General features: G+C 40.1%; 19 protein-coding genes. 3 read left to right on the forward strand and 16 right to left on the reverse strand.

Going from position 1 to position 26,596, the window contains the following annotated elements; all coding sequences use genetic code 11:
• Nucleotides 1-17: 17 nt before the first annotated feature.
• The 12 genes from ABFX33_RS05530 to ABFX33_RS05585 all read right to left on the reverse strand — a co-directional run bounded on the left by ABFX33_RS05530 (nt 18) and on the right by ABFX33_RS05585 (nt 20,276).
• Complete coding sequence (locus tag ABFX33_RS05530) at nt 18-1,190, reverse strand: enolase C-terminal domain-like protein (RefSeq protein ID WP_346084723.1); 1,173 nt, start codon at nt 1,188-1,190, stop codon at nt 18-20.
• Complete coding sequence (locus ABFX33_RS05535; protein ID WP_346084725.1) at nt 1,187-2,083, reverse strand: aldo/keto reductase; 897 nt, start codon at nt 2,081-2,083, stop codon at nt 1,187-1,189. The genes ABFX33_RS05530 and ABFX33_RS05535 overlap by 4 nt, the downstream gene beginning before the upstream one ends.
• 32 nt (nt 2,084-2,115) lie before the next feature.
• Nucleotides 2,116-2,652 carry an RNA polymerase sigma-70 factor gene (locus tag ABFX33_RS05540; protein ID WP_346084726.1) on the reverse strand — a complete coding sequence of 179 codons (537 nt, stop codon included), beginning with the start codon at nt 2,650-2,652 and terminating at the stop codon, nt 2,116-2,118.
• 270 nt (nt 2,653-2,922) lie between these two features.
• A complete protein-coding gene (locus tag ABFX33_RS05545) occupies nt 2,923-4,821 on the reverse strand; it encodes a glycoside hydrolase family 97 protein (protein ID WP_346084728.1) in 1,899 nt (632 codons plus the stop codon).
• 100 nt (nt 4,822-4,921) lie between these two features.
• Nucleotides 4,922-6,265 carry a MutS-related protein gene (locus ABFX33_RS05550; protein WP_346084729.1) on the reverse strand — a complete coding sequence of 448 codons (1,344 nt, stop codon included), beginning with the start codon at nt 6,263-6,265 and terminating at the stop codon, nt 4,922-4,924.
• A gap of 187 nt (nt 6,266-6,452) precedes the next feature.
• Nucleotides 6,453-8,054 carry a glycoside hydrolase family 43 protein gene (locus tag ABFX33_RS05555; RefSeq protein ID WP_346084730.1) on the reverse strand — a complete coding sequence of 534 codons (1,602 nt, stop codon included), beginning with the start codon at nt 8,052-8,054 and terminating at the stop codon, nt 6,453-6,455.
• Between the two features lie 141 nt (nt 8,055-8,195).
• Entirely contained in the window at nt 8,196-10,607 is a 2,412-nt protein-coding gene (locus ABFX33_RS05560) for a hypothetical protein (protein ID WP_346084732.1), read from the reverse strand.
• Nucleotides 10,608-10,771: 164 nt separating this feature from the next.
• Nucleotides 10,772-12,775: a DUF5054 domain-containing protein gene (locus tag ABFX33_RS05565; RefSeq protein ID WP_346084734.1), complete on the reverse strand. Its 2,004-nt coding sequence runs from the start codon at nt 12,773-12,775 to the stop codon at nt 10,772-10,774.
• 350 nt (nt 12,776-13,125) lie between these two features.
• Nucleotides 13,126-14,991 (reverse strand): RagB/SusD family nutrient uptake outer membrane protein, encoded by a 1,866-nt coding sequence (locus tag ABFX33_RS05570; RefSeq protein WP_346084735.1) that lies wholly within the window; start codon nt 14,989-14,991, stop codon nt 13,126-13,128.
• Between the two features lie 25 nt (nt 14,992-15,016).
• On the reverse strand, nt 15,017-18,190 hold the full coding sequence (locus ABFX33_RS05575; RefSeq protein WP_346084737.1) for a SusC/RagA family TonB-linked outer membrane protein: 3,174 nt from the start codon (nt 18,188-18,190) through the stop codon (nt 15,017-15,019).
• A gap of 284 nt (nt 18,191-18,474) precedes the next feature.
• Entirely contained in the window at nt 18,475-18,864 is a 390-nt protein-coding gene (locus ABFX33_RS05580) for a hypothetical protein (RefSeq protein ID WP_346084739.1), read from the reverse strand.
• An 11-nt stretch (nt 18,865-18,875) separates the two neighbouring features.
• Complete coding sequence (locus ABFX33_RS05585; protein ID WP_346084740.1) at nt 18,876-20,276, reverse strand: MFS transporter; 1,401 nt, start codon at nt 20,274-20,276, stop codon at nt 18,876-18,878.
• Nucleotides 20,277-20,353: 77 nt separating this feature from the next.
• Between ABFX33_RS05585 and ABFX33_RS05590 the strand changes: the two genes are divergently transcribed.
• The 3 genes from ABFX33_RS05590 (at nt 20,354) to ABFX33_RS05600 (ending at nt 23,109) form a co-directional block, all read left to right on the forward strand.
• Entirely contained in the window at nt 20,354-21,202 is an 849-nt protein-coding gene (locus ABFX33_RS05590) for a helix-turn-helix domain-containing protein (protein ID WP_346084742.1), read from the forward strand.
• A gap of 520 nt (nt 21,203-21,722) precedes the next feature.
• Complete coding sequence (locus ABFX33_RS05595; RefSeq protein ID WP_346084744.1) at nt 21,723-22,298, forward strand: Crp/Fnr family transcriptional regulator; 576 nt, start codon at nt 21,723-21,725, stop codon at nt 22,296-22,298.
• Between the two features lie 115 nt (nt 22,299-22,413).
• A complete protein-coding gene (locus ABFX33_RS05600; RefSeq protein WP_346084745.1) occupies nt 22,414-23,109 on the forward strand; it encodes a type 1 glutamine amidotransferase domain-containing protein in 696 nt (231 codons plus the stop codon).
• A 156-nt stretch (nt 23,110-23,265) separates the two neighbouring features.
• On the opposite strand, the gene ABFX33_RS05605 is transcribed toward ABFX33_RS05600, so the two are convergent.
• From ABFX33_RS05605 to ABFX33_RS05620, 4 genes are all read right to left on the reverse strand, one after another.
• Nucleotides 23,266-23,709 carry a tetratricopeptide repeat protein gene (locus ABFX33_RS05605; RefSeq protein ID WP_346084746.1) on the reverse strand — a complete coding sequence of 148 codons (444 nt, stop codon included), beginning with the start codon at nt 23,707-23,709 and terminating at the stop codon, nt 23,266-23,268.
• Nucleotides 23,710-23,766: 57 nt separating this feature from the next.
• Nucleotides 23,767-24,258, reverse strand: coding sequence for a hypothetical protein (locus ABFX33_RS05610; RefSeq protein ID WP_346084748.1), 492 nt, complete (start codon nt 24,256-24,258; stop codon nt 23,767-23,769).
• A gap of 367 nt (nt 24,259-24,625) precedes the next feature.
• On the reverse strand, nt 24,626-25,465 hold the full coding sequence (locus tag ABFX33_RS05615) for a hypothetical protein (RefSeq protein ID WP_346084749.1): 840 nt from the start codon (nt 25,463-25,465) through the stop codon (nt 24,626-24,628).
• Nucleotides 25,392-26,546, reverse strand: coding sequence for a DUF8184 family protein (locus ABFX33_RS05620; RefSeq protein ID WP_346084751.1), 1,155 nt, complete (start codon nt 26,544-26,546; stop codon nt 25,392-25,394). Before ABFX33_RS05620 ends, ABFX33_RS05615 begins: the two co-directional genes overlap by 74 nt.
• Nucleotides 26,547-26,596 lie beyond the last annotated feature (50 nt).

The raw sequence follows: 26,596 nt of genomic DNA on the forward strand, positions 1-26,596 counted from the left end.
ATTCTATTTTTATGGTGCTACATGCTAACTAGGGGATTATATCCTGGTAAGTCCTGCTTTAACCAGACCTGCTCCCGGACGATTTTATTCTCTTTAAAACAATAATCCCAATCAATCCTTACAGGCAATCCTGCTGATTCTGGTAAATGAAAATGCCCCTTTTCCAATGTCGGTCGAATCATAAAATACTTTTCCAAACCATACATCAGGGAATACAAATATTCGATCGTACTGTTTTCGCTTGCTGTTGTCATTAAAAAGCTCGAATATAAGGAATACCCGCCAGAAGAGAGCTGCAAATTACGCTTCGCACATAAGTCCCGAACTTCCATCCATTCTCTTATGCCACCAAACTGGGTGGGTACCGGTTGTAAATGCTTGACACCACAATTAGCCAACATGGGAAAAATCTTGGAAGTACGCTCAGATTCACCATAGGCCACAGCTACCGATGTGCGCTTGCAGAGCTCTTCAATCTGATCGTATGCCGCAGAATGTAAAGGTTCCTCAAGCCAACATAATTCATCCTCACCAATGGCATCTATAAATCTAAATACATCTGCTGAAGACCAGATCTGATTAACATCCACAGCCACTTGCATCTGATCCCCCGCCAATTTACGCACATGTTTTACCCGATCAATATCGGCGGCCATATTCGTTCCGAAATCCTTACCGATCTTCATTTTATAGCAATCTACTCCAGCATCCAAAAATAAGGCAACCTCATTTTCTAACTCCTGCAATGTATAATTGGTTCCCCCTCCACTACCGTAGATCTTTACCCGATTTCTTTCCCCACCGATATAACGATACAAGGGTACACCTTGCCTGCTGGCCGCCAAATCATGAAGGGCCATGTCGACCTGTCCCAATAAAGCAGAGGCTGCACCTTTAAATCCTTCATTTCGGATAGACCAATACAACTTTGGGAAAAACTCCTGGTAGGACATGCCTTCACAATGAAATAATATCGGAAATAAGCAGGTTTCTAATATATTGTTATAACTGTTATATACAGGAGCTTCACCAACATAACCATCAGCATCCTCAATACGGATGATCGACAGGCCGAAACTCGGGAAAGGTCCCATTGTTGCATCTTGAAAAGGAGTTATCGTCGCGACTGGTTCTAAGACTCGAATACTGATTTTTTGGATATTAAAAATCTCCTGTTCTATTCTATTCATTTATTCTCGTTAAACGTTTGCAGTATTTCATTATAAATCGCGACCGGCAGAGCACCGTGGCTAATCGCATTAAGGGAACTATTTAGTTGATATTGATTTGCAGCTCCTATTACAATTTTAAAAGATGCGGGTATTGTGTATAAAAATCGTAATGCCATTACATCCAACAGCATACCATACCGTTCCGCAATGGCGTGCACCCGTCTTGCCTGTTCCACCTCTTTGGAACCAAGCCAGTCGGGTATTGACTGAGAGAATTGCCTAAAATTACATCCCAACAATCCCATATTCAGCGGGCTCGCAGCATAGTACTCTTTTTGAGCTTGCACACATATCGGAATAGTGCTATGAGTTGCATCTAGATTACAGGCATTCAACCTATTATACTCCATTAAAACATCAAATTGCCCCTCTACGAAAAATGGCCTGAACCATTCCGGCAGGTTACCACCTAGGCCGATCTGCTTCGCTAGGCCCTGTTCTTTAAACCGTAACATCTGACATACGACCCCTTCGGCCATTTCTGGTGCTACAACAGCAGGTTCATGTAAAAAAAGTACATCAACCTGTGGTACTCCGAGTCTAGCTAGACTATCCTCTAGACTCCTTTCCATCCCCCTTTTCGAGTAGTCATAACGAGCCTGGGTAGCAGTATCCCCTTTTAATCGGCCTACTTTGGTACTAATTGCAGGCTTCACTCCTGCCCATTGTTTTAAGGCTATGCCAACAAAATGTTCTGCGCGCCCATAGGCCGGGGCTGTATCCAATGCCATAATTCCATGGGACAAAGCGTCAAATATGGTTTGAACAGACTCTTCCTCGTCCACAGCTCCCCAGGCACCACCCAATCCAGCTGTCCCCAATATTACCCTATCTATTCCTTGATTGTACATGTTATTTAATCAAAAATCCAGTATCTAAAATACTAAGAAGCCAGCATATATTCTTTCAGGTTAACCGTCAATACTTTAAGCGCTTTGGTGATATGATACTCCACCCCCTTTAGTGAAATCCCTAATTGTTGAGCGATTTCTTTACCACTAACATAACTTAACCGGCTCAATTCAAAAACTTCTCTCGTCTTCATAGGCATTGTATCCAAGGTTTGCTGCGTTATTTGCTTAATTTCTTTTAGGAAAATTTGTCCATCATTGACTTCGTTTGAGTTGTCAATCCGCAGTTGCTGTTCCCACTCGTCCCAATTATCCAAAGATTCTATCAATTGCCGATGTATTCGCTGATGCTTCAGATAATCCAGAGCTTTATTTCTAATTACCTTTAGCAGAAAGCTTTTTGGTGATAACAAATTCTCCTCCTGCATTCGTATCCATGTTATCATAAGTGCATCAGCAGTGATATCTTCGGCAACCACATCAATATGAACAAAAGATTTTGCGAATAAAAACGATCGGTAATGATACGCTTTAAATAATTGATCAAAGTTGTCTGCTATCTGTTTCATTACATAGTTTAGAAATATGGAAAGCTTTTGTCTTCATTGCAATGGAGTTTTATCTCTCCCTACCTAACAAATTGTTTCTTTCTTATCTGTAAAGTTTCAAATATGTCCACACTACAACCACGTCAAATTTGACTATTATTGGTGTTTTCTTTGCAGCCCTTTAAATTCATCATCATTTGCCAAAAGGGTAAAAACATAGATTGAGGCTAAAATAAAATCAGCCATTAATGTCAATGGCTGATTTTAAAAGTATTAAAGATTGAACGACAGTTATTTCAAGGTATCTACAATCAATACGGCTCCTGCATTAGGTGGTAGCACTGTAGCAAATGTTGTCGAATTAAGCTTGAGCTCTTTTTTATTTACGATGTTATTGATTAGATCCTGTGTATCTTGACTCCATAAATGTGCTTTGAAACGTTCCGGATTCCCGGCAAAAGAAAGGTCTATTTTGATATCTTGTTTTATATTTGCGCCAAGCATAGCAATATACCAGCGATTTCCCGAACGCCTGGCGATAACACCACATTCTCCAATATCCGATTTCAAAATTTTGGTTTCATCCCAAGTTACAGGGAGACCACGATAAAATTCTAGGGTATTTTCAGATTCATCAATCAAGCTTTCGTGTTCTCCTCCTGCGCCACCAGCTTTATGCGGTGCATTAGCCGGACGGTCGTACCAATAGATAAACTGCCATGGGCTATAGATCATAATTGCCTTGGCCATTTGGGCTGCCTTCCCTCCCATTTTGGTATTTACACGAACGGCATGATAACAGTTAGTATAATCACCAGCACCTGCAATGGCACGTGTAAACATTGTCGTCAGACTCTGTTCAGAGCTCGGCGATTCCTCATCACCACGAATACCCTCCTGTGTCATCAGATTTGGAAAAGTGCGGGAATACCCCGTAGGCCGATATTCATCATGTACATCAACCATCAATTTATATTTAGCGGCTTTACGAATAGCCTCATGAAGCCATACCGTAGCCTCTTGACTACCCACATTAACAAAGCCAAATTTAAGGCCTTTGACGCCCCATTTTTGATAAATTGGTAGGATTTCATCCAACTGCTTTTCCAAGGCCTTTTTATTGACGTAAAGTAAGATACCTACATTTTTTTTATTCGCATAGTCAATAATATATTGCAGATCCAAAGGGCCTTTGGAACGTGCGAGATCAACGTTTACCTGAGAGGCATCCGAGGTAGTCGACTCCTCAGGTCCATACCAGCCTGCATCAAATTCTACATAAGCAATCTGATTACGTGCTGCAAAATCAACTGCTGCAATCCCACCATCAGTGGTCAAAGTCACCTCACGCAGCACTTTGCCGGGCTTTATCCAAGAGGTATCTTTAATTGTGTTAGGCTTGTTGAGGTTAAGAACAAAATAATTATTTTCAACCAATTTTCCAGCCGAATTTCCCACCATAACATAACGCCAAGGACTTTCATATCCAGCCTGATCTAAATCAACTGCTCCGGATAGTGCAGACTGAACAACATAGCTTTGTTTTTCTTCCTGATAAGTAAATTTCATACGGGCATAATCCACCAAAGCTGCCTCTCCAATGGCCATAAATAATTGTGGCGCAGGACTGACAACCAGCGGTCTCTCGAACTCACCCTTTAACTGACTCAGATTCGTTTTTGTATAAGCACTTTGTGCAGCGCCAGACACCCATGTCGTTGCATCAGTCCCAAAGTGGAAGGCTGTATATTCAGATTTAATAGCAGCGCCAGAAAAATCATTGGCATCAAAACCATACTTTAAGGCTATTCCCTCATCATAAAGTCGTATATACACATAGATTTTCTTTTTATTTCCACTAGACTCCAATTGCAGGTCCAATTGATTATAATAATCTTTGATATTATCACATTCTCCAAAAACAGGTTTCCATTTCTGACGCACTGTATTCTTATTACTTTTGGATAGTCGCCAGTCTCCTTTTACAATATTCTCAGTCCAGTCAAAGTTTAACAGATCAATAGTCGTAAGCACCTTCTTAGCACTGGACAATAATTGTATGGAATTTTTCTGTGAAGTAAAATTTACTTCAGCCTGCAATACAGCCGTAGGGCTCTCCAAATTTATCTTTTGTGCATGTACAATAGAAATAAGCGGAATAAATAGAGCAAGTAAAATAACCTTTATCATAAATTTGATTTTTTATCTAAAGAAACTCTTTGTATAAGACGTGTAGAATCACCGCAACCCTAGTATGCTTTTAAAGAAAATAAAATCTAAACTATTGCGATCATTGCTGTGACTGAGTTTTCCGCAAAATATCAAATACATGTTCTCGCCGCAGGAGCCACATGCCTAGTTTGTCTTCGGCCACACCTTCGGCAAGCTGGTAGGTAAACAGGAGTCCTTTCTCCTCATCTAGCCTGACAGCCAAGTGCTTCATTATGGTAGTTCCTCTAGCTAGCAAAGATGAGATTTCAGTGATATGGGAAGATAATAAGAATACACTATTGTCAAATTTGTGAAGACAGTTGATGAGTTCCAATGTTGCCTCACTGGCATCATTGTGATTTGTGCCCTTAAATAGCTCATCCATCAGCACAAACATCTTTTTACCCGCAGCAAGTAATTCAGCTAAGTGTTTTACACGAAGTACCTCGTTAAAAAAATGGCTCGCACCCGCATTGATATTATCGCCTAGATTTATTGTCGCTGATATCCCATCAAACAACACCGTTTCCATAACCTCCGCAGGGACAGGAAAGCCAAGATGCGCCAAATACACACAGGTTCCAATGGTTTTCAATAAGGTAGACTTGCCCGTCATATTCGCGCCCGTAAGGTACCATAAGTTACCACCTCTTTTTATTTCAATATCATTCTTGACCGGATCTTCTAGAAAAAGATTATACGCTGCCCCTATTTTTATCATATCGGAACCTAAATTTCGATCGTCAATACTAGGGAAATTAAGGGGCTTACCTTTGGTAGCTTGAGCCACACCATACAAAGCGTCCAGTTGATATAAAACCTCAAATACTTCCCGTATTGCATTTCGCTTTATATTCCTAAACTGATAATCATATTTAATCATCAGTTCCAGGGACAGTTTATTTTTCAACAGTTTTTCAAACTCAGCCTGATCGATATCTTCAAGTACACAATCAATTTTATCGCAGTAATTGGCTATAATACTTCTGGTGGGATGCTGAGACTTAATGGACCCGAGAAATACGTTGAGATAATCTATGATTTTCGCTATTTCATAAATAGAGCGTCTGATTAATAGATCGCGTTTTTTGAAGTCTAACGAAAGAAAATTTGTCGATACCAGTTCCAAGTAATAGGATGTTTTGGTTGCTGAATAGGGTTCCAATGGTAACGATAAATATTTTTCGAGATCTTGCATCATATATTTATCCAGAATATCCGTAATATCCGCCCCTTGCATAAAACGAATAATCCACTGTCTATCTTCTATTTCCGATTTGGCGGAAAGCGGTTCAAGAAAATACGTATACAGGGTATCTCGACCACCCCATGTAATTGTACGGTCAAAAAAATCAACCATGTCTCTATACTGACTGTTCGTAACATTTAAATCTGCTAAGGTCTGTTTGTCAACAATATTCATATTTTCTCACGAGACTGCTTCATGCGTGGTTCTTGGTACTGTTTTCTAAACTTACTTAAAATCACTGTTATTGCCAATACTGTATCAGAATAGTTATGCATTTTGCAAAAAGCAGCAAAAAAGCCTAGTATCGTCAAATTATACTAGGCTTTCGTGCAAATATCAGCTATTATTTTTAAAACTTATTTTACTTATTCGTGAATCTAAACCAGTTAAAGTCGGCATAACCGTCCTCCCCTTCAGCACTTTTACTATAGTTGAACAGTGCAAAACGGTTTGCTGTCCAAGGTAAGCCGAGTTGCATGGTTAAATCATTTCCAATGACATAAAAATTTTCACCATCGGTACTATAATAAAATTTCGCAACAAATCCCTTATCGGTCACACGCGCCCGCACCCATAGTTTGTCACCTTCAAAATTCTCTTTGCGCTCAATAATCTTATCATCATTGCTCATGATAATTTTTCGTTTGCCATTGACCTGTTCCACAGCGACGAAAGCATAAGGAAATTCAAAGATACCAAAGCCAGCTACATTGCCATTTTTCAATCCCTTCAGATCAATTTCAACAGTACCTTCCGAACTCGGCCCCTGCACACGTTGTGTCAAGGTATTACGGGCCGTTTTTAAAGAATCTGCGCGTGAAGCATGTAAACGCATATAACCTTTACGTTCTTGCAGTGACCATCTGCTATTGTCAGGATTATGATTCCATTGCCATTGCAATCCTAGTTTTGAACCATTGAACTCATCAGTCGTAGCCGGAGTTTTTATGGGGTAAGTCTTTCCGACATTTGGTTTCTTATAGGTAATGACATCCTTGTTACCGGTTCCGAGCATTGGCCAGCCATTTTCCCATTTGACAGGCAGAAGATGAGGGACCCGACCTATGGCACCGCGATCTTGCATAATTATAAACCACCAGTCCCCGTTTTTCAATTGCACCATTCCACCTTGGTGTAGGCCGTTATCAGGATAGGAACTGTTATCATTGAGAATCAATTTGTGTTCATAAGGACCATAAATATTATCTGAACGCAAACAAATCTGCCAGCCCTGTGTTCCACCGGCCGGACAGGTGATATAATACTTGCCCTTGATCTTGTACATATGTGCTCCTTCCATTCCAAAATTTCCTCCAAGTTCTTTGGCATTCTTGAAACTCCCCTGCCAAATTTTGACTTTATCGCTCTTCACAGATTTAACATCTGCATTTAATTCCGTTAGATATAGTGTACCTTGTCCATGCACGACATAAACTTTACCATTATCATCAAAGAACAGTCCTGGGTCATAGAGGTATTCAGGAAAGATTGTCCGCTTCCAGGGACCTTCAGCTTTATCTGCCTCACAGATGGAAAAATTACCTTTTTCTCGCCCCCAACCATATGGTGTACAGAATCCAGCGTAGAATTTTCCATTATGATGCTTCAAGGTTGCTGCCCATGAACCATTCAAGTACAAAGTTCCTCCTTCCATATTATAACGGGGATCCTCTTCATAACGATCTACGGCATAACCTACCATTTCCCAATTCACCAAATCTTTAGACTTCACAATCGGTGCACCCGGTACATAGTGCATACTCGTTGAAATCATATAAAAGTCATCACCAACACGGATAACATCCGGATCGGGCCAATCACCCCAAAACAAAGGGTTGGTAAACGTTCCGTTTCCATTGTCAGGGCTCCATACCTGTTGTGCCGACACCCGGCCAAAAATTGATAGTGTCAAAGCCAGCGCAAATCCCAGTTTCGTGGATGACTTACAGTAGCGCTTCATCATAATAGTAGTATTTATCTTAATTTAATTATTAATTATCGAAACAAGGTTACTTTGGCCAAGCCCGCTCTACCCTCAGAAACCTCCAGCATATTGACCCGAATAAAATCACTTTCGATACTCACTATGTCTTTACTCAATCTGCTATCTTTTCGTCAAACTTACCGATTCACCCTTCATACGTGTATTATATCTGATGATAACCTCTGGCTTTTCATCCCCATTATTGTCACAAGAAAATGCGATAGCAGAACCACCTTTTGGCAGCATGGCGGTCCCCTCCACAGATAAATCCGCAATAAGGCGATAATTCTTGTCTGTTAATATTGCTTTTCCTTTATGATCCAATAGGATATACTGATCTTTTTCTAGTTTCCCCAAGATTTTGACAATACCCTTATCGGTTTTAAAAGATGGATTTTCGATGATACCGTCACCTTCTACTTTTATCCGTAAGGCAAATGAACTCTCTTCCGGAGATTCCCATGACCAGTCTGCTCCCCCAGGTTGTCCCGGCTGCATCGAAGAGAGGTCACAATGGTATCTTTTGGAGACAAATAATGGATAAAGCATAAATTTAGTATCATCAATCTTTTCCAAATGCCATTCGGTCTTTGGATCCTTTAGCCTGAGTTTTTGTTCCGCCGTAAAAACATCGGCCAATCGCAGTTGATCCCAATTCTTCATGCTTTCCAATAACAAGTCTATCTGTCCATGTTGTTGTAAAGTTTTCATATCGATACTCATGGCATATCCTGAATCAAAACCTGCGGATTCGGAGAGTGCCCATTCCAGATCTTCCAAAGAGGTGGCTTCAAACTTTCTATCCGCTAGTCGTACCAAAAACCAACCCAACATTCGTGGGAACAAGTTGCGATAAAAATAAGCTTGGTTCTTGATCCGATTTTTGACCTGCCCCGTACGCATTTCTTCGCCCCAAGGCTCACCCCAGTTCATCCGGGTATGGATATGCCATAAATAATGGTCGAGACGACTGGCATCATTGATGAGACCAGTTTTATTTTCAAGACCTTGATAGAAATCAGCCACAAATTTGCCTGTTGCATAATAATCCTGGCCGGTATACATGCAGCCCTCCAGACCATCAAATGAAATCTGTTTCACACCTGTTTTATTAAAAATTGTGGTCAGTCTTTTGGCATATTCATCCTGAAGCGTTAAATCCGGAAATAAAGTCTTATAGGGATAATCCCATAATTTATAGACACTTTTCTCTACCCCATGGCTTGTTTTTTTGGTACCAAACGCTCCCCGCACACAATTGGTCAATATCCATTGATCCCCCTTCTTTTCGGCTTTGCCATAAGTGATCAGCTCGTCCTCTATCTGTAGTGTATTAAGTGTCAGCGGTAAGGAAAAAAGCTCACTATTCTGAACAGTGATCTCTTGCTGATTAGCATCCAATGCAGCAATGAGTTTCAATTCACCCTGTTTGAGGAGGTGCTTGCTGGGGACTGGTGTAACATAAGGATCATTGGTTGTCGTAAAGTTAGACAAGGTATGGATACCAATATCGATTCCTCGCTGCGCAGCCCTATCGACCAATTTTTTCATGCCAGCATCAGCTTCTGTACTCAACTCTTTGCGCCACTCGAAATGTCCCCAATTAAGAAAAGGATCGGGATGGTATAGATTTTTAAATCCTGCGAGTTTTGTCTTTTCCAATGCAAAATCCAAATTGGTAGCGGAAAAGTTTGTAATCAAGTATGAACGCATCGCGTCACGTGATACCTTAGCCCACTCCCCTTCGATCATAGGATGAGGCAAGCCCTGCTCCACCTCCACTCTTCCGATCCGCTTTAATATCTGGCTTCGTTTATCACCAAAGAGTGCTACTTTAGCCCCAACGATTAATCCATCGGGACCTTCAACAGGCAATGTCATCATATTGTTCAATCCTTTCACCTGTTGCAATTCCCCCTCACTCCGATTTTTGGCAGACAACTGAAATACAGTTCCATTTCCGGCATCCACTGCTGCAAAATGACCAAATGAAATACTAGCTACGGATAGGTCACTATTTGCTCCCTTATAGCCAAAAGTTGTACTATAATTCCCAATATAATCTTTGGGAATACCGGCAACGGTTTTAACATGTAAAGACTGCATACCAAAAGCCAGATCCTCCCCCTGAGCTACTCCTACGACCTCACCAACAACCTCGTGAAGCTTAATTTTTACAGGGCCAAACACCAGCAACTTATAAGCCGGTGATAGCTTTAGAACTTCATAGGTAATCGCTTCCTTATGTTGGCCAACTTTCAGTTCGACAGCCTGACCGTCCTCCATCGTTATTGAAAAACGGTCCCCATTAACCTTAAGCCCTTTTGGCTGTATGATTTTTTGATCTTTATAAACCGACAGGATTGGATATTTACCAGCCTCAAGAAGCTCCTTACCGTCTACTTTAATTGAAGTATAGTAGCCCTGTTGGTTAAAATGTATTTCCGTTAAATTCGTTTTTACTTCCTGCGCCAATACAGGAAATCCCAATCCCGAGATCAATAGGCCAACCAGAAACGTAATATTTTTCATTGTATTTAATCTATTTATTTGTATATAAATAACTATTTATTCGTGTTTATTTCAACGGGGTTATGAGTTCGCTCCTTCGTTTTTTAGATACCCCGATTGTCTATCCCAATATGCGATTCGATTATAGTCACTTCCTTGTTATTTTGTATTCCACTACAAGATGTTTATTTTGCTTTCTGCGGTATCCATTCCATATCAAATCGGTATGTCATTGTACCACCAAACCACATTCTAAAATTAGTTCCCCAAACATTATTAAATAAGCAAAAATGTAAACCACTATTAATATTCGGTTGACGCACTGAATAATTCAGCAAATCCCGCTCGCCAACGGCTACCAACAAAGCATCTTTACTACGGATGCGTATTTTACCTGCGTTCGTCACTATATCCACGTAATGATCCAATCCATGCAGTTGCCTATTTCCTCCTTCCACAACATCCAATACACGTACTGGTTGACCTACTTTTTCAACGAGTATATCCAGGACATCCTTCGGATAGAAGCTCAGCCAGTATGCTTCCGGCAAACGGTTAGCCGGTTTATCCACCAAGGTGTAGCTCAACTGGATATGATTTGTTGTTTCATTGAAATGATAAGTGCTATAGATCTGTTTTGGGAGCACCTCTTGTTCGACCCCATCTCCCCCCGTTAGACTCAAGCGATTATATATTTCATTTTTAGTTTTATTATAAACAGATTTCTGAAGAGAAGCTATCAGGGTGCGGCTTTCGGACATATCCGAGGTTAGTCCCGGTTTGCCAAAATCCCGAATGGCCCAATCCACTTTTTGTGTAATATAGGAATCCATAAAACGTTCAAATTCCTTAGTTGAAAAACTCTGATAGCTTAGTTCCCCCATTTTCATCCGAAGACCTTTTTTATCCAATTGGAATGATCCATCTTTGGTGAATTGTAGCGAACTATCTTGTCCTTCAAATTTGGGTTTAGGAACCAGTGCCAATTGCTGTAGAACACTATCGGCCTCAGCGCGCAGATCTTTGGGTAGATATTGCAGTGACCGTTCAACATGAGCTTCTTTTTCGGCCCAGGAAGCTTCTATTTTTTTGAACGCAGGTAATGTTAACGCTTGCGTAAAATCTGAAAAACGGTACTTATCCCAGTGTTGCAAATGGGTCTTGACATCCAACCCCCAAGTATGTTCGGCCACGAGGCCTAGATGAATGGCAAAGCGGATGGCAGCATCACTATTTGGATTTATACGCCCCTCTTGAACCCAAGTCTCATAACATCTGGATAAGGCTCTAAACCGAGCCATCATTAAAGGCGAACTTCCGAAGCCATGTATCCAGGTGTCGCCGATCTCTTGTGTCATCACAGGGAGCTTATTTCTCATCGGTCGTAATACATCAGCAACATCACTAAGTGTTGAAGCTTGCAATATAGCGTTTGGGTAACGCTTCTGGAGGGATGCATAGATTTCTTTAACCTGCTGTACGGTATGTGGTCCATGATTATCGCCGGTAAATGCAATGACCATCGCTGTCTTTCCGTCAGGCAATATCATGTCACTACCGTAATCCTTTTGGTACATCAACGTCACTTCGCTACCATCGGGACTTTTCCAGCGACATAGTGCAGGAACATTTGGCACTTTGCTCGCTGGATTTACACCTACCTGCAAGAAATCTATTCCATTTTCTTTCAACAAAGGAACGATTCCTCTTGTATGACCGGGAACATCAGTCATCTTTGCTGCCCGCGTTTGTTTGCCAAACTGGCGATCTAATTTTTTGGATAATTGCAACATCGTTCCAAAAAGTGCTTTATTCAGCGATTCCGATTCCACCGTATAGGGGATTGCGTTCCACACAATATCGCCACGACGAATAGCTGCTTCCAACCGTGCTTTGTTCTCTGGACTTGCCTGTTCCAAATAAGTAGCAATCAACCAGGAGCCTGTTGTCCATACATAACGCTCCTTTGCCCCAGAATTCCGAAGCTCCTCAGCGACAGCAATGGCTTTGGGAATAAATTCATTGATATAACGTTGCTCCACAACCGAACTAAGTTCGGTAAATCCGATGTCGAGATGTGTTTTGAAGATCAGGTATACCTTTTGAACTGCATCATTTTGCTGCTGCCCAAAAGCAAAAAAAGAGGTCAGTACAAAAAAACAGGAACAATAAAATTTTCTGCGTTTCATGGTTAATATTAGGTTTTTCTTCTATCAAATATCGTTTATTTTCTAACAAGACGATTGAAAAGTAGTAATCCCTAGTCAAAAATTGAGAATAACAGAAAAATATCTTCCTATAAAGAAGTACATACCAACTAAACACGGTCAGACAAAATATCCATTGTTACACCCTATTTAGGTTTAGTTAACATTGGCAAAAAAAGAAAATATAGAGGAACACTATACATAAAAAAGGGCTTGTACAAAAATGTACAAGCCTCTTTTCTATTATTATTTTAACGTCTTTTTAAACTTAATGTAAGTAACGTTCATAGGCACCATGAGCTGCAGCGCATTAACCGAATTATAACCACTCACTATTGCAAGGGGTCAAAGGTCCCACCCCATTCTTTGTTCTGAGGGAGCTGATCTGGTTCAATAGAAATTTGTGCAGGATTTAAAGAATTAAACCAGTGTTTGAGACTGAGTTTATAAAATTGATTAGCGGAAGCCGTTTTATCTAAGTTTTCAATAACGACAGCAGAGAATTTCGATCTTACCGCAGCATTCATGATATTATCTGTATTTCCTGGAAGGGCCTGACCTTTATTTAACATCAATAATAACCCTTTTCTAGTACCTTGCGCATTTAAGATATCATAGCGTTTCCATCTTCTTAAATCAGAGTATCTGAATCCTTCAAAAGCAAGTTCCACCTGACGCTCATTTATAATTACCTGACGTAGATCTGCCTGTCCAGTCGCCGTGATACCATAATTTATCGCTGTTCCTGCTGCAATCCCTGCGCGCTTCCGAATAGCGTATAATGCATTTAATGCTTCACCGCTCCGGCCAGTTTCATTCGCAGATTCAGCAAGGTTCAAAAGAAGCTCGGCATAACGCATTGGTGAAAACCAGCTTTTCGCATTGGCCGCAACACCCACTAAAGCATTTCTATCCAAAAGCGTATCTAAACCTTTACGTTGAAAAAATCCAGTTACACCATTTTCATCACCATTTTGGATCAGTGGAGAAATCCCTGAAAACAAACTATTATCTCTAGCTGGAAGCACAGTACTGGGCGTTGCCTTTTCCTTCCAAGTCCAGGCCTGCCAATAAGAGCGCGACCGCGGAGTGGTCATTCCGATAACATTGACATCAGGTGTTGGATATACTGTACCCCCACACCAGATCGTTGCATAGAAACGATCATCACGATTGGTATAAAAATCTGTTAAGAACTGTTGATTATAAGCCGGATTGGACAATTGGTTCTGATCAAGCTGCATAGGACTACCATCACGTTTAGGATATGCAATCAATAAGGGAAGTATCGGTTGGTCACTGTTTGTACTTCCATTCGTGAATGCAAGAGGTCTAATCGGAGCAAAATTCATATAACTATCGGGATAGTAATACTGCCTAACCATAATCTGCTCTTTATTTCGCGAATACCAGATCAATCGGTAGTTTTCAAACAGTCCAAAACCAGCAACATCAGCAGCTTGCACAGCAGCTTTTGCTGCATTATACGCATTTGTCCATCTCGCTTGATCGTTTGTTGCATTAAATAACGGACTAGCATACCACAAAAGAATCCGCGCTTTAAGGCCCAAAGCTGCTGCACGATTTATACGGCCATAGTCAACCCCACTGTAATTGGGAGGCAAAGACGAAGCGGCTTCATCCAGGTCCTTTATGATCTGTGCAACACATTCAGAGGTTTTACTTCTGGGCACTTTCAATGAATTGAGATCACTACCATCTTGTGTGTGCAAGATCAAAGGTACACCACCGATTGAACTGACCATCTCCCAATATTTCCAAGCCCGCCAAAATTTAGCTTCACCGATTAATCGATTTTTCGTTGTTGCATTGAGTACAGACTCCTGTACACCCGCCAATTGATCCATAAAATAATTGGCCTTGTCGATATAGGTATAATCCAAATTAGTGAAGTTGACTGCTACATCAACAATCCCCTGTTGGAAACTGCCTAAATTTCCTCCTGCCGCGTTTATCCCTTCGTCGGCATTCGCTCCACTTCCAAGCTCCCAGCGCGGCATAAGACCACCATATATATCATTTAAATAGGCCTTGATCAGAACAGAATCTGTCCAGACGTTTTTGGGATTTATCGCTCCAGTATTTTCGTAATCTAATCCCTTTGTACAAGATGAGGCGCCTAAGGCAACTAGTAGTACAACATAAAGGATCGATTTAAATTGATTTAGATATTTCATTTTGATTTCCTTTTAATGTTAAAATTTAGAAGGTTAAACTGATTCCGGCATTAAATGACTTAACAATAGGGAAAGACGTCCCTCTATCCATCTCAGGGTCATAGAATTTTTTATTGAATTTACTGATCACAAAAAGATTAGATCCCGATACATAGAAACGAATATTGTTCGCATATTTCTTATACCAGCTTTGCGGAAGATTGTAGGCAATATTCAAAAACTTTAAGCGTACGAAACTTGCATCGGCCAACCAAAAATTACTTCCGCTTGTATTAACCACTCTCACCTCATCATTTGCACTGTAGCGATAAGGTAACCATGCGCCTGTATTTTCTGGGCTCCAGGATTCGGTAGCCCAAGGTCGCCACATCCGGTTCCACTCTACACCGTCGCTCAAATTATTGAAAGACTTTTTATAACCCAACGAACCATTGAAATTCGCGCTGATACTTAAACCTTTCCAATCAGCACTTAGGTTTAATCCTACGACTTTCGGATTATTGCTCTTATTTAATACAGTGATGTCATTCTCATTAATTGTATTATCTCCGTTGAAATCTCTATATGCAAATTGTCCAGGTTTAGGTGCATTGCCTTTAAAGTTATAGCCCGGGTGAGCTGCTAGCAAAGCATCGACATCAGACTGTGTTCTAAGCAGTTTATCCACTGTATATCCGGTGATCATATTGGAAGAACGGCCGTTACCAATTAAATTCTGATAATCGTACGTGATATTTAAATCTCTTATGGTATACCAAGAGTTTCCATAAGTGAAATTAAAGCCGATATTATAATTCAGATCGCCTGTTCTGTTTGCGTAATTCACACTAAGATCGACACCATTCGCCTTCATTTCTCCATAATTAACAGATGGTAAAGGTCGACTGAAAGTAGGTGGAGTAGATTGAATTCTCGTACTTAAAATATCATAAGTACGTGTCTCCCAGTATTCAGCTGTTGCATTAAAGTGTTTCAGGAAACTGATATCGACACCAAAATTTTTATTCAGGTATTTTTCCCAGGTAATGTTTGCATTTGGGAGAACATCATATTGTATACCTGGATTGAGTGTTGGCGTTTCGCCAAAAATCGCACTATTACCAGTCACATATTTATCTTCATATTGCCAGCGTTTGGCATTTGCATCATCTTTTCCCCCACTAGGGTTTATCGCAACGAAGTCATTACCAGTTAATCCGACCGAAGCTCTGATTTTCAATGACTCTATTCCATTGACATTTTTAAAGAAATTTTCTTTAGAGATTACCCAAGCAGCTGAAACAGAAGGGAAAAATCCCCATCGTTTATCCTTCGGAAAATTGGCAGAGCCATCGTAACGGTAAGCAAAAGTGGCGACATATTTATCCGCGTAGTCGTAAGCAAATTGTCCAATATAAGATTTACGTCCTACTGTTGGTAAAAATCCATAAGCATTGTTAATTCGCTTTGTCGCTGTACCATTTACAACGCCCGAACCACCTGTGGACGCCCACCATTGGTCTGTCATATAGATCGGAAAACCATTGATAGTCGCATCTATACCATCATAGCTTCTTTCCTGTCTCTCATAGACCAATGCTGCATTGACATGATGTTGGCCAAAATCTCTTTCAAAGTTTAGTTGTAAGTTTGTTTGGTCTTCTTGGTTCCATGCAGCCATTTTCTGTATACCTGGTGTATGGTAAGTGAGGCGCTGGCCCACGATATTATTTAGATCCCAAACCACAGGTTCTATCTGAGCCAGCTGATAGTAGGTAAAAGGATGTGAGTAAATTTTCTGATTACTATTGTTAAAGGTTTTGATGTAACCAACTTTTGCACTTAAGCCCTCCAAAAATGGCATTTTGTAGGTCAGGCTCAAATTTACAACAGACTTAAGACCTTCCGACTTATTATAACCAGAGAGTCCTTGTGCCTCTCCAGATTTATTGGAAATCCAAAAATAATCTACTGGTAAGCCTGAAGCCGTGAAAGAAGGCATATACGGTTGCCATAGTAGCAGTTTTGGAAACATATCTCCGGACCAGTCCCCTTCAGGTGAATTAAATTTATTATTGTTCAAACTGAGACCAGCAAAAACCGAAACGTTTTTGGTTAAATTGGCCGTTATATTGGTCCGTACATTGTACTTTTTTTCATTGGTGTTCTTGATAAAAGTTTCCTGATTTACATAGGAGGCGCCGATAAAATACTGAAGTTTATCCGTACCTCCAGATGCACTTAAATTATGCGTAGTAATGGAAGGGTTTACATACACATCTCTTAATTTGTCAAAACCATATCCTTTACCGCCACCAAAATCTCTGTCTTTAAAGTAAGCTTTTGCAGTCTCTGTCCAAGGTGTGTTTGCTGGCCCACCGGCTTCACCCCAGATTCTGTTTTGAATCTGTCCCCATTCCATAATGCTCGTTAACTCCATATTCTTTCCACGAACATCCCGTCCAGTATTCACCGAGTAGTTGATAGAAACTTTTCCCGCTTTCCCGCGTTTGGTCGTAACCAGCACAACACCTGCACCAGCCCGGGCACCATATGCAGCTGTAGTCGCAGCATCTTTTAAAATAGACACTTCTTCAATTTCATTAGGGCTTAAATTGTTGAATTCTGCAGCATCGATAGTCACCTTTCCATCAATGACATAAAGTGTAGGTGAAGCATTCCATGAACTCGCTGTCCGTATACGGATATCGGGTTGTGCTCCGGGTATACCACTCGGTGTGGACACATATAAACCCGGCATCCGACCGGCCAATAGATTTCCAACAGAGGTCGTTGGAATCTCGATATCTGCTTCCTTAAATTTTACCGATGCGACAGAGCCGGCCAAAAGGCCTTTCTTTTGTGTGGTATAACCCACGACTACAGTTTCATCCAATGTAACAGCAGTGGGAACCATCTCTATAACAATACCCTGCTTCCCCATCACAGTTATTGTCCTGTAACCGATCATTGATGCCTTTAGGCTTGATCCTTCGTCTGTGGTAATCGCAAATTTACCTACAGCATCTGTCTGTACAGAAGAAAGTGCTGAATTTCCTTGCGCCCCTACGATAACAACTGTAGCTCCTGCCAAAGGAGTTCTTTTCTCGGAGTCAATAACTGTCCCTGATATCTTAATTTGCGAAAAAACATGGTGGGATTGCAATAGCATGAAGACAATTCCGAGCAACCGTAGGTGCATTTTTAAAATTTCTTTCATAATTTCTAGTTTTTTGGTTTTTCAGAGGCATATTTTAATAATACGTCCGTCAACAACAAATAAAAGCGGAATATTTCGCCCAAACCACGCTAATCTTAGCAAACATCTATGTTTTTTTCACTTATCTACTCAGCTTACAAATGGACTGATCGTCAGCAAAAACGCCCTTCACAACATGCTGTGGAGGGCGTTAGATTATAGCTATCGATCATTTTGTTACAAGTATCCAGCCTATGATTATCCTATGTAAGTGTTTTTCTGCTTGAGGATCTAGGTGGAGATTGCTACAACCAATGCTCGATAAGATGAAACCACAAAGCCTTTTCCTCTTTAATCAGAAAAACAGCAGACGACCTGCGTCGTGTAGTTGTATTTCCAGTGGACTGTATTTCGACATACGTAGCCAGTGCATGATCCTGCGAACAGGCTATTTCGATATTTTCTAGGAATACACGACGATCCGGAAATATACCGTATACCGTGGGTAACCAAGTCTTAAACGAGTCCAATGAGATCCGGTTACCATCACCGCTCACCATTTCAAAATCAGCTGAAAACCCTGAGAGGATCCTTTTAGATAGTTCTTCCCTATTTGCTTCTCTCCTTCTAAACCAAAGTTCGATGTCTGTACAGAAGCTTTCCAATGCCAATCTTGCTTTTTCTTTATTCTCCATTGTGTTAAAATTTATTTATCAATTGTATTAAATGCATTATTTCTCAGTTCGAACAATCTGCGACTGATAAGCAGGCTGATGATCTGGAACAATGCAATTGTTGCTATTGCCAGCGCAAAGGCTTTGGGAAAACCTACAGTTTCAATCAAACTAAAGAATAGTGTCCCAATGATAGCACCACCAGTAACCCCACCTATCTGCATACTGATACTGACCAGAGCAGAGGCCAGCCCCGCCTTCTCTTTGGGGACAAGGGCAATAGCGGTACGCATCATCACGGGCATCATCGTTCCATGTCCCAATCCTGCCATAAACAGCGTAATATGTGTTGCCCAAAAAGGTTGTTGTCCGTAATAAAACAGCAAGGCTGTCCCCAAAAAACCGCCCATGAGCAGTGTCAATCCGATATAAATAAATCCATTTGTTGTAAATCTCAATCTAGCTACAAGCAGCGGTCCCAAGAAGAATGCTATGCCATAGGGAATAATTGCAAAGCCCGTATCTATGGCATCCCAGTGTAAGAATTCCTGTAAATAGTAGGGATAACAGATAAACAGGCCGGCTGTAAAATTGTACAGAAAGATCATCGGTAGACAAGCGGCAAACTGCTTATTATATAATAACATGGGATCGATCAGAACAGGTCGCTGCAGTCGATGAGCAGCTACCTCATATTTAAAAAATATGTTCAGCAAGAGCGCTCCGGCCATCATGACAGCAAATATCCACCAAGGCCAGTGGTATTCACGACCAAAAATAAGCGGGCAGATCAACAGCAATAAAGCAATAATCAATAGTAAAGCACCTTTGTAGTCAATAGCAGCCCCCTTTTCAGTACCGTTGTTGTCCATCGTAAAATGAATACCGATAATGCAGCAAATTGTGACTGGCACATTGACCAGGAAAACCATTTCCCAGGATAAATTGCCCCCATGTGTCATTAATAATACACCACCGAGCAACTGACCAGCCACTGCCGCCAGACCAAATACCGCACTGAAAACACCAACCGCTTTGGGCTGTTCGTTACTATCAAATAGTACACGAATAGAAGCCAATACCTGAGGAGCAAGCAGCGAAGCTCCTATTCCCTGAATGAATCTTGACACAATAAGAACGGTAATATTCGGTGAAAAAGCACATGCCAATGACGAAAACAGAAAGAGGTACAGCCCCCATATAAATATTCTTTTGCGTCCATAAATATCCCCCAGTCGTCCACCACAGACAATAAGTGCGGCATAGGTAAGGCCATAAATCGCGACTACAAGCTGTAACTGCTGGTCACTGGCTCCAAAGGCATTCTGTATCGCAGGTAATGCCATATTGACAATAAAATAATCCAAAGGAGATAGAAAAGCTCCTGCCACGAGGAAGCCTAGGGCTTGCCATCGCTTTGTATAAATATCCATAGTTATTTTTTATGCGAAAATAACCTTCATTTATACCATATAAATTGTACTTTTAAAGGAATATAACGTATGAATAGATGAAGAGCATACATACAGAACGGATCGGAGTCCGTGAGATATCACTGATCAATACATCGGAGACCATCCGTACAAAGACATCCCTATCTTTTGTGTATGTAATTCAGGGGGAGGGAGCTTTTACCTATGAAGGACATACACTTGCCTTTGACATCGGGAAATTTATCGTTGTTCCACAGCATCAGACTTATCATTTTGAGAGTAGCCAAGCCAAACTAATATTGATTCAATGCCCATTGACCTTTGTTGATAAAATACGTCTCGAAGCAGACCGGATCGAAAGCTGTGAAAATCTATACAAACTACAATACATCAGCAACAGTTACCATGCACGTGCGGGCTGTGTATTCAAGGACAAATCGGATGAAAAGTTTGCCGAAATGCTCGTTCTACAGATCGCAAGAGAGTTCAGAAATAAAACCGACGATTACCTCGTCATCCGAAACAGTATTTCCATTCTCCTGAACCTGATCGCCCGAAACCTCATCGGAAAGGAGATATCAGATATCCGGGAAAATCAAAAAGCCTTTTCAATTTTAAAGATCATCACGTACATACAACAGTATGCCAAAGACAAAGAGAAAACCCGCATTCAGGAGATAGCCTCCCACTTTGGTATAGCTAAGAATTACTTCGGAGAGTATTTCAAACAACAGACCGGTATATCCTACCAAGATTACCTACTCGATTATCGATTGAAATTGGTCGAAACCTATCTACGCTATAGCAGCATCCGCCTCGGAGAAATTGCATATGAATTGCAGTTTACTGACGAAAGCCATCTTTCTAAACTATTTAAAAAACATAGAGGGCTTACGCCAAATGAATATAGAAAACAAAAGTCTTAATAAAAAAACACCCGATAGCATGGGGTACTCCGGGTGTTTTAGCCATATTATTAACCTATTTTATGAAAAGTGCCCGTGATGGGCAACACTAAAGTAGAAAATAACTTTGTATAAACAAAATAAAAAATGAAAAAAACCGGTTTTTTCCTATCAAGCTAAACCGGTTGAACATTCATTTAGGCAAACAACCTAGCCTCCTTTATCTAGTGCCCGAGCTCATAACTAATTATCCCCAAATCCGATAGTAACATCGTCATTATAGGGAGATAACAGGGGGTTAACAGGGGTTTAGCAGGGGTAATTCCCTATTAACCCCCTGTTAATACAGTATAAAAATAGTCTTACTTCACTTTTAATTCATAACATGATATTAACTTGGTAATATCATATATATTAGAATGTTGTTCTGTCATCCTTTCTAGTGAATATCCAAGCATATGTTAGCACTCCCAAAAGGAGATACACCGCACTGAGATTACGAGATTTTGCTTAATTTTAGTCTATTAAATAACGATAAGCTATGACGGGTCGCGAAATTCTCAGGCAACATATCAATAAAACTGTCCACTTGAATGATGATCAATTTGATTATTTCTTTTCTTTTTTCAAACCGGTATCCTTTAAAAAAAAACAATCGATTATCACCATTGGCGATACGGTGGAATGTGAATATTTTGTCCTCAATGGCTGCTTAAAAACTTTTGTGGTCAATGATGAACAAAAAATGCATATCCTACAGTTTGCTACAAAAACCTGGTGGGCATCTGATTATAATGCCTTACACAACAATACGAAAGCAACGGTCAACCTAGATTGTGTAAGTGATGCGGATACACTTTGTTTATTTGCTGAGGATCGTGAACGTGTATGCAAGGAAATCCATGAGGTCGAAACATTTTTACGCTGGCGTTCGAATAAGGGTTATATCGGTCTACAAAAGAGAATTCTATCCCTGCTCAACAATGACGCCCGCAGTCGTTATGAGGAATTGATGCTGCAATATCCTGAATTGTACAATCTTGTGCCCAAGCATTTGATTGCAGCCTATCTTGGGGTTTCCCGTGAGACGCTCAGCCGGCTCTATCACAACAAATAATGTGATCTATATCACCAAAACAAACCATTCTTTAAAATGTGATGTATATCACATAGGGGTCTAACGATTTATACCCTACTTTGTGTTATCATTTAAACAATTAATTTTTTTGAAGATGAAAAAAGAGAACTTAAAGGTATTGGTCGTTTTGACTTCACATGACCAATTGGGAGATACAGGAGCTAAAACAGGTTTTTGGGTTGAAGAGTTTGCAGCCCCCTATTATGTTATGGCTGATGCAGGCGTTGACATCACCATTGCTTCGCCAAAAGGCGGGCAACCACCTATAGATCCCAAAAGTGCGCTCCCTGATTTTCAGACAGCAGCGACAAAACGTTTTGATGCAGATCTTGAACTTCAAAACAAACTGGCAAACAGCATTGTCCTAACAGAAGTTGATGAGCAGGATTATGACGCGATCTTCTATCCGGGTGGCCATGGCCCCCTTTGGGACCTTGCGAATGACAAGACTTCCATTGCATTAATTGAGTCATTTTGGAAACATAATAAACCTGTAGCCGCTGTATGCCACGCTCCTGGTGTTTTCAGGTTTGTTAAGAATATCGATGGTAGTCCATTGGTACAGGGCAAAAAAGTAACAGGCTTTTCCAATTCTGAGGAAGAAGCTGTACAATTGACAGATGTCGTCCCTTTCTTGGTTGAAGATGAGCTCGTCAAACTTGGCGGACACTATAGTAAAGGTCAGGACTGGAGCAGTCATGTGGTCAAAGATGGTAAACTGATTACCGGCCAAAATCCCGGCTCATCGGAAGAGACAGCAAAAGAATTGTTAGCCCTGCTGGAGCAGTAAATAGCTATCAATTAAAGTAGCGTTTCTGTTTTGAAATATACAACGGTACGCCAGGTTACGGAAGGTACCAATAACACGATTATTAAATCCCATTTTTTTCGTTTTCAACGTATAAAAATGGGATTTTTGTTAACTGACGCCGAATGATACGTATCATTATTTAACTAGTTTCGTTTCTAGCTCCTTCAGGTTATTGGCGCTTGTAATATTTCCCAGATCGGCAGCCTGTCTCCAATAGATCTTTGCTTTTTCGATTTCATTTAGTTTAAAGTAAGCTACCCCCAGATCATTTAACAACATTTTACGATCATTGTCACTAGGCTTTCCTATCTGAAGATATTTATCAAATTTGACAATCGCTTTTTGAGGGTCACCAGATTCCAGATAAATGGTTCCCGAATATTTTAATGCTTCTCCCAGATCAAACTCTTCAGCTTTTTCAAAATAAAACAAGGCTTCCTTGTATTTACTTTCCTTAAAATATTCTTTCCCCTGATCCAGATACTTCTCCCCATCACTTCTGAACAAGAAATAGTAAGCCATTCCACTGAGTAGAAGAATTAGTCCCAAGACTGCGATTATCTTTCTAAAAATCTCCATACAACTGATAACTATATTTTTTATTTAATTCCAAAACCAGGTATAACAAGCTTCCACTTATCCCCTCTGTACATTAAGCTGAGTTAATTGGATCAGCTCTTGGATTTCCTTCAATATAGGTTCCACATTTTTGGTTCTACCGATACGCTCCAGCATTTTTATGCTTTTATGATCCTTTGTTACCACAATGATGTCCGTACCATTGTGTAAAGCGATAGCAAGATGTTTGAGGGTTTCGAATTTTTGGATCTCTTCGATGCGGATCTCCTTTTTGAATAGTCCAAAATAGGATTTGCTCATGGTACCCGCCGCACAATCGATGGTCATCTGCTGGGCAAAGATCCTAATCTGCACACAAAAGACAATAAGCCCAAAGATCCAATACCAATTCTTTTCACCAAAAATATTTCCATCTTTAATTCCAACGATTAAAATACCAATGGCCATAAATAGCCAGAATAAAGCTAGGCAAAGCGCAAAATATCCAATCCGTTTAGAGGTATATCTACTGCCGTCCTGCGTAAAATATTTATAATTATGCTCTTCCATTTCTATTGTCTTTTTATGTGGGGTCTCACCTAGTTCAAAAATTATTTACGATCAAATATAGACAGTAATAGGCGGGTATTCCTGCCTATTTAAAATTCGATAACATCCATTTAATATTCGCAGGGATTGAGGAAAATCAGCTCACAGAATTACCAAGATCATGTGAAAGATACAAAACGCGGATTACTACTCATCCAGTGTAAAAAAATCCGCAGTCTATTTTTTAACAAACTGCGGATCAATCCTGCTAATTTCGTAAAAGGTGTAGGCTCAACAAATTCCGAAAAGTCTTTTATTTAGCAACAGGGAAGTAACATGCATAAATGAAGCTGTGCTCAAATTTACGTGAATTAAATTTTCAAAAAAACTATCCATCATATTGCATCGTTAGTATTTCATGCTCTTGCATTTCAACATCCAAAATATGATCAGGCATATATTCATCGCCACTGGCTACCTCGGCATATATACAGCCATTATCACCTATGATAATTTTTAGCCCGAATACCTCCAGCGTGTCATACCAATCTGTATCGGCTTTTTGCGGCATGCCCCCAGCTAATTCTTGGTTATAAAATAGGATCATTTCTTTTTGACAATCGGCCATCCAAAAAAGATAGTCATTGATCCGATCAATATAATCCTCCGGTTTACATATAGCATAGATAAATACTTTCACCTTTTCTGCTTCAACGATCTTGTTGAATACAACAATATCTTTTTTTATACAAATAAGATTTTCATCAATCGCAGATACAACAAAGTCCGCAGGTTGAAGTGCAATTGGGGTATTTCTATGTTTAAGCTTTCTGAGGTCTTTTATAATAAAATTATTCTTATGAGATTTTGCTTTTGATTCCAGCGTATAAAGTTTGGCGATATTTTTCCTATCCGCCAATTCCATACATAACTTTGCCAGATCGTAAGCCGATTGATGATAACCCAAAAATGTATAAACGTTAACAAGTATCAAATCCTGATCTTTTGTTCGATCTGCTTGTTCTAAACGATAGAGCAGATCATACATTTTTGCTACACCTTCTTTTGAATTACCCGTCTTTCGACATTCATCAGCACATTCAATATAGCTGCTTTGATAATCTTTTTCCATTATATATGCTTCCCTTTTTAACTTAGTTATCAAATCTTGCCTTAAATGCCTCCCGTTGGCGAAGAACCTCTGCGAGAATTGTCCGTATAAAATCATAGGTTCTCAGCTCATAGTCTAACGTAAGGCTTTCTATTTCTGTTGCGATCACATTATTCCGTTGTTCATTTTCATACGCAAATTTTTGACTTCCTGTTCTCACAGACACAGTCGTACCAATTATTGTCAATTCATCGATCTCAAAGTATTTCCAATTTGGTACCGCATAAATTACGATAAACTTTTCGCATACAATCGCTGGATGTGGTGCTAAATCATCACTATGCTGAAATCTATTGTTTGCATCAAGTTCCTGTACCAAGATTTTCATGCCAGTCCCTTCAGTAAACATATTGATGATACTGTTATTTTTATCATAGTTAAGTGTACTAAGACATGTCAAAACCCCTTTAGTAAGTTCCAGTTCCAAATTGCAAAAATCTGGTTCTGGAGGAGTTAGAAAAGCATTTTTGTTGTTTAAAGTACCTACCGCTTGTAATAATATGCTATCTACAGGTCTTTGTGCTTTTAGGACAATCGATTTAAAAGTACCAGTAGTCAGTACATCAAAAGACAGTTCGGTATAATTGTCATTGATTTGCAAATCGAAAACTGGCATGCCATAACTATCGCCATAAGGATTTTCAACAAACTCAAAACAGCCCTTCTCTTTTCTGTATTCCAAAATGACACCGTTGTTGGCCGTTGAACCAATATACAATCTGAATGCATCAAAGCTGTGTGGATTATGTTTCAGATAAAAATTATTCGTTTTGATTATTTTGGGCTTGGCTCTTTCCATACCGAATACAAAGGCGGCTTCCAGAATAAAATTGGTGAGCTCTTCGGTATAGCCATTATAGATAAATCCCCAAAGAAATTCAAGATCCTCCTGCTCCTGCTTAAATGTGGAAAGCTGTTTAAAAATCCATTTTATGCTTTTAGAGATTTCCTTTTGTTGCTTATTGCTCTTCAGCAGCAGCTCAATATACTGATCTAAATCGTCTGCACAATCCTCAACATTCTTTATACTGAAATAGCGATCCTCTTCGCTTGCCGCTGCATAATCAGCCAACATCTGATTTATTATGGGCCCTTTTTTTAATTTTATAGTTTCAATATCGGTCATTTTAACACTCATATTTTACAGCACTTTCATTTACAAAATTTATATCACAAGATATTTGTTTT

The sequence above is a fragment of the Sphingobacterium ginsenosidimutans genome, from assembly GCF_039536865.1.
In the GTDB taxonomy this organism is placed as follows: domain Bacteria; phylum Bacteroidota; class Bacteroidia; order Sphingobacteriales; family Sphingobacteriaceae; genus Sphingobacterium; species Sphingobacterium detergens.

What these genes read in the sequence shown, in the direction of transcription:
- ABFX33_RS05530 (WP_346084723.1), bottom strand. Translation starts at nt 1,190, where the DNA reads ATGAATAGAATAGAACAGGAGATTTTTAATATCCAAAAAATCAGTATT.
- ABFX33_RS05535 (WP_346084725.1), bottom strand. Translation starts at nt 2,083, where the DNA reads ATGTACAATCAAGGAATAGATAGGGTAATATTGGGGACAGCTGGATTG.
- ABFX33_RS05540 (WP_346084726.1), bottom strand. Translation starts at nt 2,652, where the DNA reads ATGAAACAGATAGCAGACAACTTTGATCAATTATTTAAAGCGTATCAT.
- ABFX33_RS05545 (WP_346084728.1), bottom strand. Translation starts at nt 4,821, where the DNA reads ATGATAAAGGTTATTTTACTTGCTCTATTTATTCCGCTTATTTCTATT.
- ABFX33_RS05550 (WP_346084729.1), bottom strand. Translation starts at nt 6,265, where the DNA reads ATGAATATTGTTGACAAACAGACCTTAGCAGATTTAAATGTTACGAAC.
- ABFX33_RS05555 (WP_346084730.1), bottom strand. Translation starts at nt 8,054, where the DNA reads ATGATGAAGCGCTACTGTAAGTCATCCACGAAACTGGGATTTGCGCTG.
- ABFX33_RS05560 (WP_346084732.1), bottom strand. Translation starts at nt 10,607, where the DNA reads ATGAAAAATATTACGTTTCTGGTTGGCCTATTGATCTCGGGATTGGGA.
- ABFX33_RS05565 (WP_346084734.1), bottom strand. Translation starts at nt 12,775, where the DNA reads ATGAAACGCAGAAAATTTTATTGTTCCTGTTTTTTTGTACTGACCTCT.
- ABFX33_RS05570 (WP_346084735.1), bottom strand. Translation starts at nt 14,991, where the DNA reads ATGAAATATCTAAATCAATTTAAATCGATCCTTTATGTTGTACTACTA.
- ABFX33_RS05575 (WP_346084737.1), bottom strand. Translation starts at nt 18,190, where the DNA reads ATGAAAGAAATTTTAAAAATGCACCTACGGTTGCTCGGAATTGTCTTC.
- ABFX33_RS05580 (WP_346084739.1), bottom strand. Translation starts at nt 18,864, where the DNA reads ATGGAGAATAAAGAAAAAGCAAGATTGGCATTGGAAAGCTTCTGTACA.
- ABFX33_RS05585 (WP_346084740.1), bottom strand. Translation starts at nt 20,276, where the DNA reads ATGGATATTTATACAAAGCGATGGCAAGCCCTAGGCTTCCTCGTGGCA.
- ABFX33_RS05590 (WP_346084742.1), top strand. Translation starts at nt 20,354, where the DNA reads ATGAAGAGCATACATACAGAACGGATCGGAGTCCGTGAGATATCACTG.
- ABFX33_RS05595 (WP_346084744.1), top strand. Translation starts at nt 21,723, where the DNA reads ATGACGGGTCGCGAAATTCTCAGGCAACATATCAATAAAACTGTCCAC.
- ABFX33_RS05600 (WP_346084745.1), top strand. Translation starts at nt 22,414, where the DNA reads ATGAAAAAAGAGAACTTAAAGGTATTGGTCGTTTTGACTTCACATGAC.
- ABFX33_RS05605 (WP_346084746.1), bottom strand. Translation starts at nt 23,709, where the DNA reads ATGGAGATTTTTAGAAAGATAATCGCAGTCTTGGGACTAATTCTTCTA.
- ABFX33_RS05610 (WP_346084748.1), bottom strand. Translation starts at nt 24,258, where the DNA reads ATGGAAGAGCATAATTATAAATATTTTACGCAGGACGGCAGTAGATAT.
- ABFX33_RS05615 (WP_346084749.1), bottom strand. Translation starts at nt 25,465, where the DNA reads ATGATTTTATACGGACAATTCTCGCAGAGGTTCTTCGCCAACGGGAGG.
- ABFX33_RS05620 (WP_346084751.1), bottom strand. Translation starts at nt 26,546, where the DNA reads ATGAGTGTTAAAATGACCGATATTGAAACTATAAAATTAAAAAAAGGG.